Raw genomic sequence first — 11,827 nt, forward strand, 5'->3', positions numbered from 1 at the left:
GGTCAGGGGCGGAGCTCGGCGCGCACCTCCGCCACGATCGCGGCCACGCGCGCGGCGGAGTCGGCCCACGAGTACAGGCTCTCGTTCAGGCGACCGCGACGGGAGAGCTCGGCCCGCAGCGCGGGGTCGCCGTCGAGGCGCTCGATCCCCCGGCGGATGTCGTCGGGGTCGCTCGGGTCGACCCACAGGGCGGAGTCGCCGAGCACGGTGGGAAGAGAGGCCGCCCGCGCGGCGAGCACCGGCGTACCCATGCGCTGCGCCTCGAGCGGCGGGATCCCGAAGCCCTCGTAGAGCGAAGGGAAGGCGAACGCCGTCGCGCCGCGGTACAGGCGCGCGAGCTCGTCGTCGTCGACGCGACCGAGGAAGCGCACCCGGTCGCCGGCGGTAGAGCTCATCGACGCGTGGAAGGCCTTCGCCTGGTTGCCGACGATGAGCAGGCGGCGTATCTGCCGCAGATCGGCCCGGTCGAAGGCCGTGAGCAGGGCGTCGAAGTTCTTGTGGCGGTTCGGTGAGGACACCGCGAGCAGGTACGGGGACCCCTCGTCGTGCGCGGGGCCGTCGGCGGGGAAGTCGCTCGAGACGGCGTTGGCGACCACGCGGAGCTTGTCGGCCGGCACTCGGTAATGCAGGGCGATCTCGCGCGCCGAGAACCCGCTCACGGTGATGACGCGGGCGCTCGAGCGCAGCAGGGGCGGGATCAAGGCGCGGTAGAGCAGACGGAACGATCGCGCGAAGCTCTCGGGATGACGCACGTAGGTGATGTCGTGGTGCGCGACGATCTGCGGCCGATAGCGCACCGGTCCGGTCGTGGCCAGGCCGAGCAGCAGCGGAGTGCCCGACCGGCGGAGGTGCGCGGGCAGATCAATCTGCTCCCAGAGGTGACCGCCGCGGCGTCCGACCTGTCGGATCTCGACGCCCAGGTCGGCGTCGAGGAGACGACCCGGTGGGGCGACGACCACGACGTCGATGAGGGGGGCGAGTTCGCGGACGATCTCGCGGGCGAATCGTTGGACCCCCGTCGTGGGGTGGGTGAGGAAACGGCCGTTGACGACGAGCGGGGTGTCGGAAGCAGACATGCGGGAGGGCTCCGGAGTGAGACGGCGGTGAGTGGGGAGGGCGGGCACACATGGTGCGACGACGTCTCAGCTTCGACGCCGCGCTCGCCGCGGTTCGCGCGCCCCGAAAGGTGAGCACCCGGGTGAAGCGCGGGCCGCGCCCGGGTTCGTCGGCGGAGGGGGATACGCGCGGCGGCGGTGCTCACCGTTCGTTCACGCCGCTCCTCACCCCTCGACGCCGGGCACGTCGTCACCCGCGCGCGCGGAGCCATTCGCGCAGGCCCCGCACCAGGCGCCGGCGGCGCGCCCGGTCGGGGTCGTCGGTGGCCTCACCCGCGCGGCGGGCCGAGGCGAGCGCGATGTCGTCGGGCGGCCAGACGAAGCGCAGGAGCAGACGCGCCCGCGTCGTCGGGGGCTCGCCCCGAAGCGCCGCCCAGTAGGCGCGGGCCCGGCTGGACTCGGCGCGCCAGGCCCAGTCGCGCGGGACGCCGTGGTCGCCGTCGAGCGACCCCGGGGGAGCCAGGGGTGCGAGCTCGTCGCGCAGCACGCCGACCGCGCCGAGCTCGCGCGCGCGATCGAGGGAACCGGGTGCCCGGGCGAGCAGCAGGGCGGCCGTGTCGGACGTCGCCCGCGTGCGCGGTCCCGCCCCGATGACGGGGCGCACGGCGTGCACGGCGGCCAGGACGGCGTGCGTGTCGGCGCGCGGCACCCGGATCTCGACGCCGGCGAAGCGCATCGGCTCGGCGTCGCGGAGCACGATCGCGAGAGCGTCGGCGTCGGCGAGGGTGAGCCCGGGGAAGCGGCGGTGGACGTCGATCTCGCAGCCCCAGCGTTGTGGCGTCATGGTGGCGGTGTGGTGCACCGAGGTGCCGCGCCACGGATCGGGTTCGCGCGACCAGCCCCACGGCTCGAGGGCCGCGGCCAGGATGTCGCCCTGCGCCGGGTCGCACCACACGTCGACGTCGCCGGAGTGCTCGCGCTCGCGCAACCCCTGGAGGAAGAGCGCCGGGCCCTTCGTGAACACGCAGGGGATGCCGTGCTGCGCGGCCACGCGGGCCGTCAGGGCGTAGACGAGCTCGTGCAGCGGCGACGACAGCGTCGGCGGGTCGAGCCGGAGCACTCGCGCGGGGTGGGAGGGATCGCGGGAGACGAGGCCCGCGACGCTCATCTGGGCCAGCATCTCGCGCTCCGCCGGGTCGAGATCGCCGTCGCCGACGGGGGCCCGGTCGATCAGTCGACGCCAGAGGGCGGCGCCCGCGCCCACCAGGCACAGGGCATCACCGGGGTCGGTCGGGACCATCAGGATCTCGGCACCGGCGTCGAACAGGGCCGACCCCCGCACGTCGAGGGCGCCGTGGGCGATCGCGAACCACCCGTCGGCGGGCGGGGAAGAACTCATGCATCGCTCCCGGGTGGGTGGTGGGCGATCTCTCACTCTTCCGCGTGCCACGGCGCGCGCGGATCGATGTGCGCCCTCCGCCGTCGGACGGCGACGAGAAGTTCGTCCGCGACATCACCCGCGACGCGCGTTCCCTCGCCACGGCACGTGCGCGAGGCGCGTCGACTCAGCGCACGCCGCCCCGGTCCACCAGACGCGTCGGAACCAGGTGCGTGTGCGACCCCGTCGCGGGAGAGGCCCTGCGGGCGAGGAGCGTCTCGGCCGCGCGCGTGCCGAGGTCGGCCACGTCGTAGTCGACGATCCGTATGCGCCGGGGGAGCAGACGTGAGAGTTCGAAGTCGTCGAAGCCGGCGATGGCGACGTCTGCTCCGCGGGGCAGGATGGCCTCGAGCGCGCCGATCGTGACGCGGTTGTTCGCGCAGAACACGGCCGTGGGCGGATCGTCGAGGTCGAGCAGGCGCTGCATCGCCTCGCGGGCGACCGCCGGGGTGTGGAGGCCGTCGACGACCATCGCGGGATCGGGCTCGCGTCCCGCGGCGCGAAAGGCCTCGTGGACCCCCGCCCAGCGCTCGGCCATGGTGTAGATCCCGCGGGCGTCCATCAGGACGGCGATGCGACGGTGTCCGGCCTCGAGCAGTTCGGCGACGGCGGCGCGCGCCCCGCCGCGGTTGTCGAGCAGGATCGCGTCGGCGGGCACACCGCTGCCGGGACGGTCGAGGAAGACGACCGGAGTGCCGAGCTCGACCTCGCGCCGCAGATAGGAGTGGTCGTCGGCCGTGGGCACGACGATGAGTCCGCCGACCTGACGCTGGCACAGGTCGAGGGCGAGGGTGCGCTCGGTGTCGGCGTCTTCTTCGCTGGAGGCCATGACCAGGTGCATGCGCTCACGGGCCGCGACGGTCGAGACGGCGGCGGCGACGGCCATGTAGAAGGTGTTCGACAGGTCGGCCGCGATGAAGCCCACGGTGTCGCGGTTGCCGGAGCGCAGGCTCGCGGCGAGGGCGTTGCGGTGGTAGCCGAGTCGTGCGACGGCCGACTGAACCCGCTCGGTCATCGCGGGGTCGACGTTCGGTTCGCCGTTGATGACGCGCGAGACGGTCTTGAGACTCACGCCCGCGTCGGCGGCCACGTCGACCATCGTGGGGCGGCCGGTCTTGCGCATGAGTCTCCTCGGAGGATGCCGTCAGGCACGGCATCCTCCGAGCATAGGGACCCGGGCAGGCCGACTTCGGGATCCGGGCGGGCCGACTTCGGGATCCGCGCGTCGGCGGGGGCTGATGCGCCCGTCGAGTGTCCGAGACACGCCGCTGCCAGCGCGACGGATGCGGCGAGTCCTGGACACTCAACGGGTTTGGCGGGAGCAGGTCAGACAGAGCTCGGAGCGACGAGCGCGCCGGTCTCGTGCGAGGCGATGGCGGCGGCGAAGAGCCGGTGCGTCAGCGCGGCCTCGTCGGGGCGGACGCAGCCGAAGCCGTCGCCGAGCTCGCCCACGTACTCGGCGAGGAAGGCCGCCCACATCTGCAGGATGGCATCCGAGAAGCCGGACTCGAAGTTGGCTCCGGTCACCGTGGGCCACACCGACTGGCTGCCCGCGTCGATCTTCTGCCAGCTCTGCTCTCGCCCGACGCCGGGAACGTCGATGACGGCGAAGACCTCGACCTGCTTGGGGTTCTTGGTGCTGAAGCGCACGCCGCCCGACATGCCGATGGCCTCGAACTCCCACGTGTTCTTGTGGCCCGGCGCGATGCGCTTGGTCTGGGTGGTGAGCGGGAAGGGGGCGCCGTCGTGGCGGGCCCAGGAGTGGATCACGGCGTTGTCCCAGGTGTCGCACGGCTGCGGGGTGCCGTCGGGACCGGGGCGCTCGGTGACGATGTCCTGCAGGATGCCGACCACCTTCTCGGGCGTCCACCCCAGCCGCAGCGGCACGTGCCAGGTGTGCATGCCGAGGTCGTTGAGCACGCCCGCGTCGCCGCAGAACTGCTTCTGCCGCTTCCAGTTCAACGGCTTGTCCACGTCGATGTCACTGGAGTGCAGGAACGAGCAGTTCGCCTCGACGATGCGGCCCAGGGCTCCCGAGCGCACGTAGTCGACGGCCCACTGGGCGCCAGGGAAGAACGGCATCTCGCTCGAGACCCGCACGAACGACACGGGGTTCTCCGCGATGGCGGCGACGACCGCGTCGGCGGCGGCCCGGTCGATGCCGAACGGCTTCTCGGCCAGCAGCGCCTTGCCCGCGCGGATGGTGTCGACGTACAGCCGCTCGTGCAGGTCGTGGCGCACCGCGATGTAGACGACGTCGACGCGGGGGTCGGCGAGCAGCTCGTGGTGGTCGGTGGTAGTCAGCTGCACGGTGTCGATGCGCTCGAAGAATTCGAGCGCCGCGGGGTTGATGTCGCAGACGGCCACGAGCTCGGGCTCGACGGGGTGGTCGATGAGGGCCGGCCAGCGGCGCAGCGCCGCGGCGATCTCGCGGCCCATCAGCCCTCCGCCGATGATGCCGATGCCCACCTTCTTGCCGGTCATGCGGCACCGCCGATCAGGCTCAGGGCCTCGTCGACCGAGGCGTCGTCGTGCACGACGGCCATGAGGGCCGCGGTGATGCCGGCGGGGTCGCGATGCTGGATGACGTTGCGGCCGTACACGATGCCGCGGGCGCCCTGCTCGAGCACGGCGCGCGTGCGCTCCAGAAGAGTGCGGTCGTCGACGCGCCCCCCGCCGCGGACCAGCAGGGGGGTGTCCCCGGCGGCCTGGATCACGCGGTGGTACTCGGTGATGTCGTCGGTGGGGTCGGCCTTGATGAGGTCGGCGCCGAGCTCGCGTGCCTGACGCACGAGGGTGACGATCTTGGCGGTGTCGCCGTCGACGCCGTACCCGCCGCTGCCGGGCTTGGTCTGCATGACGAGGGGCTCGATCATCAGCGGCATCCCGTACCGCTCGGCGTCGGTGCGAAGAGCCAGGATCGACCGGATGCACTGCTCGCGCACCTGGGGTTCGCCGGGCAGATCGAGCAGGTTCACGCACACGGCGACGGCGTCGAGGCGCACGGCGACCTCGATCGCGTCGGGCACGTGGATGCTGTGCAGGGGGGATTCGAGCGGGTCGCCGTACACGTTGGCGATGTCGGTGCGCAGCACCAGGCCGGGCTTCTGCTTGCCGGGGACGCTCTGCAGCAGCGGAGCCTGGCCGAGCGTGAGCTGCACGGCGTCGGGGCCGGCTGCGACGAGCGTCGCGACGGTGGCGGCCATGTCTTCGATACCGGTGAGGAAGCCGTGTTCGTGGAACGCGCCGTGGTCGACGGCGACGTCGAGCGCGCGGCCGGAGGTCGCGTTGAAGAGGCGGTGGAGGCGGGGTTTCGACATGGGGTGTGGGTCTCCGAGACGTCGGGTCGGGGCGCGGCTCTGCGCTCGACCGTCAGTATGCGGGGCGCGAGACAACGTTGTCAACGACTGCTAACGTGGGCCGCGCAACGGCGAGGAAGGCGGGGCTCATGGGCGAGCTGTACGGATCGACGATCGACGAGGCGCGCCGCAGGGCGGGGTGCACGGCGCAGGTCGCGAGCGTGGAGGCATCGGTGCGCACCGACGGACCGGATGCCGGAACCCGGCGCCTGCGCGTGATCGCGGGCGACCTCGAGGTCGAGCTGCTGCCCGACCGCGGCCTCGATCTGGGTCAGGTGCGTCACCGTGGTGTGCCGCTCGCCTGGGTGTCGCCCACGGGCTGGCCGCGGCCGGGAGCGGGGGGCTTCGGCGCCTCGTTCGGGGGAGGCCTCGTCACGACCTGCGGCTTGCTGTCGTTCGGCCCGCCGTCGGTCGACGCCGAGGGGGAGCACCCCCAGCACGGGCGGTACAGCGGGCTCTCGGCATCCGTCACCCGAGCCGAGGTGACCCCGGACGCCGTGGTGGTCGAGGCGGTCGTCGTGGAGGCCACGGTGCTCGGCGCCCATCTGGAGCTGCGGCGGAGCGTGCGGGTTCCGCTCGGTGAGGGGCGGATCGAGCTGCGCGACGAGATCGTCAACCGCGGCTCCCGCGAGGTGGAGCCCATGGTGCTGTACCACGTCAACCTCGGCTGGCCGCTGGTGGAGACGGGCTCGGTGCTGCGCTCTCCCGCCACGGGGGTGCAGCCGCGCGACGCCGCGGCCGAGGTGGGACTGTCGTCGTGGGCGGAGTTCCCCGAACCCGTCGCGCACTACCCCGAGCAGGTGTTCGCGCACGAACTGCCGACCGACCGTCGGGTGAGCGCCGAGGTGATCGCGCCGTCGGGGCTCGGCATCCGGATCTCGTTCGACACCTCGGTGCTGCCGGGGATGTTCCAGTGGCGCGTGGCGCAGGAGGGCGGGGTGGTGCTCGGGGTGGAGCCGGCGACGGCCGCGACGATCCTCGGTCGCGGCGACGCGCGGGCGAGGGGGCTGCTGCGCGCACTCGCCCCCGGAGCCTCGTGGGAGCTCGGTCTCGACATCGCTGTCATCCGAGATGCTTCCGTGACTTGACAACGTTGTCCCATCGGGCTCATGCTGACTCCAGCGCAGCCCGCCCGAGGGTTTCGTCCCCAATGACAACGATGTCGGAGATGCGATGACGCACGACGAGCGACCGTCCGCCACGGCGGCCACCGAGGCCATGGCGCCCCGGCCGCGCGCCCGACTCATCGACGTCGCCACGGCCGCGGGGGTCAGCCCCAAGACGGTGTCCCGTGTCGTCAACGACGAAGCCGGCGTGCTGCCCGCCACCCGCGATCGCGTGCTGTGGGCCGTGCGCGAACTGGGCTTCGTCCCCGACCGCAGCGCTCGGGAACTCAAGCGGCGCGACGCCGACACGATCGGCATTCTGATCGACGCGATCAGCGACCCGTTCTTCGCCGCGTTCGTCAGCGTCGTCGAAGAGCTCGCCGTCGCCGAGGGACTCAGCGTCATCTTCGCCAGCACCGGCTACGACGCCGCCCACGAGCGCACCCAGCTCGACCGCCTCACCGGGCACCGCCTCGCGGGCCTCATCGTCGCGCCCGTCGCCGTGGACGCCGCGACCCTCGCGGGGCTGCGCACCCGCTTTCCGGTCGTCTGCATCGACCGCTCGCGCCCGGGTATCGACGCCGTCGTGATCGACGACTTCGGCGCCGCCGCGGAGGCCACCGCCGCCCTCGTCGCCCACGGGCACCGTCGGATCGCCTTCATGGGCGAGGACGTGCCCTATCCCACGGTCGACGATCGCCTGGCCGGCTACCGCTCGGCTCTGAAAGCGGCGGGTCTGCCGTTCGACCCCTCGCTCGTCGTCACCCACGAGCGCTTCGGTCGAGGCGAGGCCGCCGAGGCCTCGCGCCTGCTCGAACGCGGCGACGCCCCCACCGCGCTGCTCTGCGCGACCAGCCTCGCGGCGATCGGAACGGTCCGGGCGATCCGCGCGAAGGGCCTGCGCATGCCGGCGCTCATCTCGTTCGGCGACTTCACCCTCGCCGAGGTGCTGGAGCCGGCGATCACCTACGTCGACCACGACCCGCGCCTGCTCGCGGTCGCGGCGTTCCGGCTGCTGCGGCAGCGCGCCGCACGCCCCGACGAGGGTCCCGCGCGCATCGTCGTGCCGACCCGCCTCGTCCCGCGGGGATCGGGCGAGGTCGGCGTCGGTGCCGGATCCCTGCCCGCCGTCGCCGCGCCGGTGGGCGCTGTCGCCGCGGAGGGGGCGTCCGTCGCGCAGCCCGCGTCTGCCGGGCGGCCCGCCGCGCCCGCCGTGCCCTCGGCACCTGCCGGGGAGCCCGCCCCGTCGGCGTCCGCCGAGCAGCCCGCCCCGTCGGCGTCGGCCGGGCAGCCCGCCACGTCAGCGTCGGCCGGGCAGCCCGCCCCGCCCGAGGCCGCCCCCCTCTCCGTCGCCGTGATCGAGCCCGCCCCGTCGGCGTCGGCCGGGCAGCCCGCCCCGTCGGCGTCGGCCGGGCAGCCCGCCCCGCCCGAGGCCGCCCCCCTCTCCGTCGCCGTGATCGAGCCCGCCGCGGCGCTCGTGGCGACGGCCTTCGCCCTCGCCCGCACCGAGACCTCCGGCGTCGCCGCCGTGTCGTCCTCCGAACCGATCGGAGCCTCGTGATGAAGCCCGTCCTGTTGCCCCCGAACCCCGTGCAGCACTTCTACCTCGGCGGTGACCGCATCGCGGCCCTCCGCGGCATCGTGCCCGAGACCGACCGCCAGCCCGAGGAGTGGCTCGGCTCGACCGTCTCGCGCTTCGGCTCCGACACCATCGGCCTCGCGATCGCCGAGGATGGCGCGTTCCTGCGCGACCTGGTCACGGCCGACCGCGCCGCGTGGGTGGGGGCCCGCGGCGGACGCGACGCCGCGGATCTCGGCATCCTGGTCAAGCTGCTCGACGCGCGCCAGCGTCTTCCCGTGCATGTGCACCCCGACCGCGAGTTCGCGCGCGGGCACCTCGACTGCCCGTACGGCAAGACCGAGGCCTGGTACGTGCTCGAGACCGAGGCCGACTGCGCCGTGCACGTCGGCTGGAACCAGGCCGTCGACCGCGACGAGCTCGACCGCCGCCGCGACGCGCAGGACAGCGAGTGGATGCTCTCGCGGATGAACCGCGTGGTCGTCCGCCCCGGGATGGGCGTGCTCGTGCCCGCCGGCACCGTGCACGCGATCGATGGCGGGATCTTCGTCGCCGAGGTGCAGGAGCCCACCGACTTCTCGATCCTGCTCGAGTGGTCGGTCACGACCTCGACCCGCGACGAATCGCACCTCGACCTGGGCTTCGACGCCGTCATGCCCGCCGTGTCGACCGAGAAGCTGGATGCCGCAGCCCTCGACGCCCTGATCAGCACGGCCGGCACGACGCCGGCGGGGAACGACCTCCGCTCGCTGCTGCCCGCCGCCGCCGACCCGTACTTCCGCCTGTTCGACGCGGCCGGCGAGACCGCCGCCCGTGAAGCCGGTTTCGCGGTGGTGCTGGTGCGCGAAGGGTCCGGCGCGTTGGTGTCGGACGCGGGCTCGGTCGACGTCGAGCGCGGACAGGTCTACGCCGTCCCGCACGCCTTCGGCGCCTGGCGCCTGACGGGCGAGGCCGATGTGCTCGTCGCGGCGCCCGGCGCCGGCTGGCCCGGGACCCTGCGCGGCGGGGGAGTGCGGTGAGCGACTACGTCGTCGGCATCGACATGGGAAGCACCAGCACCAAGCTGCTGGTCGCCACCCCAGACGGGCGCCAGGTGCTCGTCGTGAGCCGCCGCTCACCCTGGACCAACCTCGACCACGGTCAGGCCGAGATGCCTGCCGACCGCGCCATCGCCGTCGTCCGCGAGCTCGCGGCCGAGGCCGACCAACGCCTCGACGCGGGCTATCGCATCGTCGCCCTCGGGGTGTCGGGCATGGCCGAGGCGGGAGTGCTGCTCGACGCCGACGGCACCGCGCTCGCCCCGATCATGGCGTGGTTCGACCCGCGCGGCGCCGCTCAGATCGCGGCGACCCCCGACGCGTTCCGCGCCGAGTTCCCCGGCCGCACGGGGCTGCCGGTCGGGCCCCTGGCATCCATCGCCAAGCTCCTGCACCTGCGGGATCGCGGGATCGCGCTCGCCGGGACCACCTTCCTCAACGTTCCGGAGTTCGTCGTGCACGCGCTCGGCGGCCCCCGCGTGGCGGAGTACTCGCTCGTCTCGCGCACCGGACTCATCGACCAGGACGACAGCACCCCCTGGCAGGCGGCGCTCGACGTGCTCGGGGTGGATGAGACGATCCTCGGCGCTCGCGTCAGCGCCGGCGAGGCGGTCGGCACGCTGAGCGACCCGGCCATGCCCGCGGGCTTCCGGGGCGCCGCCCTCACCATCGCGGGGCACGACCACCTCGTCTCGGCCGTCGCCGTCGGCGCCACCCACACGGGACAGCTGTACGACTCGATGGGCACCGCCGAGGCGCTCGTGCGCGTGCTCGACGACACCCTTCCGTTCGCCGCGCGCGAGCGTCTCGCGCACGCCGGTATCAACTGCGTGCGCCACGTCATCCCGGGCAAGTACGTGCTGCTCGCGGGCACCAAGTCGGGACTGCTCATGCGGCGCGTGCTGCAGCTGCTCGGGATCACGGATGCCACGGGACGCGCGGTCATCGATGACGCGGCCGTGGCTCTTCCCGTCGACGGCACGCTCGCCGACGGCGGTCTCGAGGTGTCGGGCGCCCGCAACGATGACGGCGTGCTCAGGATCGTCGCGCAGAGCGACGGACTCAGCCCCGCCGAACTGTTCGCGGCCAGCCTGCGCCACGGCAACGAGATGCTCGCGGAGTGCATGGCGGTGATGGACCGCGAGGTCGCCCCTCCCACCTCGACGGTGCTGACCGGCGGCTGGTCGACCATGGCGTCCGTCGTGCGCTCGCGCTCGGCGCTGCTGCCCGCGGTCACCGTCTCGACCCACGACGAGGGCACCGCGTACGGCGCGGCGTTGTTCGCCGCGTTCGCCGCCGACGCGGCATCCCGGTCCTTCGAGGACGTCGCCGAGGCGTTCCTCTCTTCTTCTCTCGTCGCGGACGAGAGCCCTCTTCTCACCAACGAAAGGAGCTGACGATGTCGTCAGTCACCACCGCCGTTCCCGTGCTGCAGGCGCGGGGACTGTCGCGGCAGTTCGGTTCTGTCCGGGCGTTGAGCAATGTGGATTTCGAGGTCTATCCGGGGGAGGTCACCGCGCTCATCGGTGACAACGGCGCCGGAAAGTCGACGCTGGTGAAGGCCTTGTCGGGCAATCTCGCCGTCGATGAGGGCGAGATCCTCTTCGATGGGCAACCGATCGAGATGTCGAACCCGCAGGTCGCGTCGGCGTTGGGAATCGAGACCGTGTACCAGGACCTGGCCTTGGCGCCGCATCTCGATCCGGTGCAGAACATGTACCTGGGCCGCGAGATCCGCCGCCCCGGCCTGGCGGGTGCGCTGGGGTTCATGAAGACGAAGGACATGGCCGTCGCCTCCCGCGCGGCGTTCGATGAGCTCGGCGCGACGGTGCGTTCGTTGACGTCGNGAAGCAGGCGGGGTCGTGGGTGGCGCGCCGGGTGGACCCGCCGCGTGAGCGCGGTCGCGCGCCGCATCCCGGCCACGCTCGCACTCGTCGGCATCCTGATCCTCGTCGGCGTCGCGGCGGGCACGAACATGAGGGCCACCGACGCGACATCCAGGACGGTGAGCCAGAGGACATGGCCGTCGCCTCCCGCGCGGCGTTCGATGAGCTCGGCGCGACGGTGCGTTCGTTGACGTCGCCGGTGGGGGAGATGTCGGGTGGGCAGCGGCAGGCGATCGCGATCGCTCGTGCGGTGCATTGGGCGGGGCGGTTGGTGTTCCTCGACGAACCCACCGCTGCTCTCGGTGTGCGTCAGACGAAGAACGTGCTCGAGACGATCCGGCGGGTGCGGGACAAGGGCATCGCGGTG

The 11,827-nt window shown here is 72.9% G+C and carries 11 protein-coding genes; 6 read left to right on the forward strand and 5 right to left on the reverse strand.

Annotation, left to right across the window (positions count from 1 at the left end; genetic code table 11):
* Nucleotides 1-2: 2 nt before the first annotated feature.
* The 5 genes from ASG45_RS15720 to ASG45_RS15740 form a co-directional block, all read right to left on the reverse strand.
* Nucleotides 3-1,076, reverse strand: coding sequence for a glycosyltransferase family 4 protein (locus ASG45_RS15720; protein ID WP_055840001.1), 1,074 nt, complete (start codon nt 1,074-1,076; stop codon nt 3-5).
* A 229-nt stretch (nt 1,077-1,305) separates the two neighbouring features.
* On the reverse strand, nt 1,306-2,454 hold the full coding sequence (locus ASG45_RS15725) for a nucleotidyltransferase family protein (protein WP_055840004.1): 1,149 nt from the start codon (nt 2,452-2,454) through the stop codon (nt 1,306-1,308).
* 166 nt (nt 2,455-2,620) lie between these two features.
* Nucleotides 2,621-3,616, reverse strand: a complete 996-nt coding sequence (locus ASG45_RS15730) for a LacI family DNA-binding transcriptional regulator (protein ID WP_055840007.1) — start codon at nt 3,614-3,616, stop codon at nt 2,621-2,623.
* 203 nt (nt 3,617-3,819) lie between these two features.
* Entirely contained in the window at nt 3,820-4,977 is a 1,158-nt protein-coding gene (locus ASG45_RS15735; RefSeq protein WP_055840010.1) for a Gfo/Idh/MocA family protein, read from the reverse strand.
* Nucleotides 4,974-5,813, reverse strand: coding sequence for a class I fructose-bisphosphate aldolase (locus ASG45_RS15740; RefSeq protein ID WP_055840014.1), 840 nt, complete (start codon nt 5,811-5,813; stop codon nt 4,974-4,976). Before ASG45_RS15740 ends, ASG45_RS15735 begins: the two co-directional genes overlap by 4 nt.
* A gap of 128 nt (nt 5,814-5,941) precedes the next feature.
* Here ASG45_RS15740 and ASG45_RS15745 point away from each other — a divergent pair, with 128 nt between their 5' ends.
* From ASG45_RS15745 to ASG45_RS16515, 6 genes are all read left to right on the forward strand, one after another.
* Complete coding sequence (locus tag ASG45_RS15745; protein ID WP_055840017.1) at nt 5,942-6,940, forward strand: aldose 1-epimerase family protein; 999 nt, start codon at nt 5,942-5,944, stop codon at nt 6,938-6,940.
* Nucleotides 6,941-7,025: 85 nt separating this feature from the next.
* Nucleotides 7,026-8,519 carry a LacI family DNA-binding transcriptional regulator gene (locus ASG45_RS15750; RefSeq protein WP_055840021.1) on the forward strand — a complete coding sequence of 498 codons (1,494 nt, stop codon included), beginning with the start codon at nt 7,026-7,028 and terminating at the stop codon, nt 8,517-8,519.
* Nucleotides 8,516-9,556 (forward strand): class I mannose-6-phosphate isomerase, encoded by a 1,041-nt coding sequence (locus tag ASG45_RS15755; RefSeq protein WP_200943427.1) that lies wholly within the window; start codon nt 8,516-8,518, stop codon nt 9,554-9,556. The genes ASG45_RS15750 and ASG45_RS15755 overlap by 4 nt, the downstream gene beginning before the upstream one ends.
* Nucleotides 9,553-10,971, forward strand: a complete 1,419-nt coding sequence (locus ASG45_RS15760) for an FGGY-family carbohydrate kinase (protein ID WP_082516658.1) — start codon at nt 9,553-9,555, stop codon at nt 10,969-10,971. The genes ASG45_RS15755 and ASG45_RS15760 overlap by 4 nt, the downstream gene beginning before the upstream one ends.
* Before the next feature lie 2 nt (nt 10,972-10,973).
* A partial coding sequence (locus ASG45_RS15765; protein ID WP_235561652.1) for an ATP-binding cassette domain-containing protein occupies nt 10,974-11,420 on the forward strand: 447 nt, incomplete at its 3' end.
* Nucleotides 11,421-11,593: 173 nt separating this feature from the next.
* Nucleotides 11,594-11,827 (forward strand): ATP-binding cassette domain-containing protein (locus tag ASG45_RS16515; RefSeq protein WP_200943428.1); only part of this gene is annotated, 234 nt, incomplete at its 3' end.

This window comes from Microbacterium sp. Leaf436, from assembly GCF_001424715.1.
Taxonomy (GTDB): domain Bacteria; phylum Actinomycetota; class Actinomycetes; order Actinomycetales; family Microbacteriaceae; genus Microbacterium.

Excerpts from the sequence above, each read along its gene's own strand:
- ASG45_RS15750 (WP_055840021.1), top strand. The coding sequence starts at position 7,026 with ATGACGCACGACGAGCGACCGTCCGCCACGGCGGCCACCGAGGCCATG.
- ASG45_RS15725 (WP_055840004.1), bottom strand. The coding sequence starts at position 2,454 with ATGAGTTCTTCCCCGCCCGCCGACGGGTGGTTCGCGATCGCCCACGGC.
- ASG45_RS15735 (WP_055840010.1), bottom strand. The coding sequence starts at position 4,977 with ATGACCGGCAAGAAGGTGGGCATCGGCATCATCGGCGGAGGGCTGATG.
- ASG45_RS15730 (WP_055840007.1), bottom strand. The coding sequence starts at position 3,616 with ATGCGCAAGACCGGCCGCCCCACGATGGTCGACGTGGCCGCCGACGCG.
- ASG45_RS15740 (WP_055840014.1), bottom strand. The coding sequence starts at position 5,813 with ATGTCGAAACCCCGCCTCCACCGCCTCTTCAACGCGACCTCCGGCCGC.
- ASG45_RS15720 (WP_055840001.1), bottom strand. The coding sequence starts at position 1,076 with ATGTCTGCTTCCGACACCCCGCTCGTCGTCAACGGCCGTTTCCTCACC.
- ASG45_RS15745 (WP_055840017.1), top strand. The coding sequence starts at position 5,942 with ATGGGCGAGCTGTACGGATCGACGATCGACGAGGCGCGCCGCAGGGCG.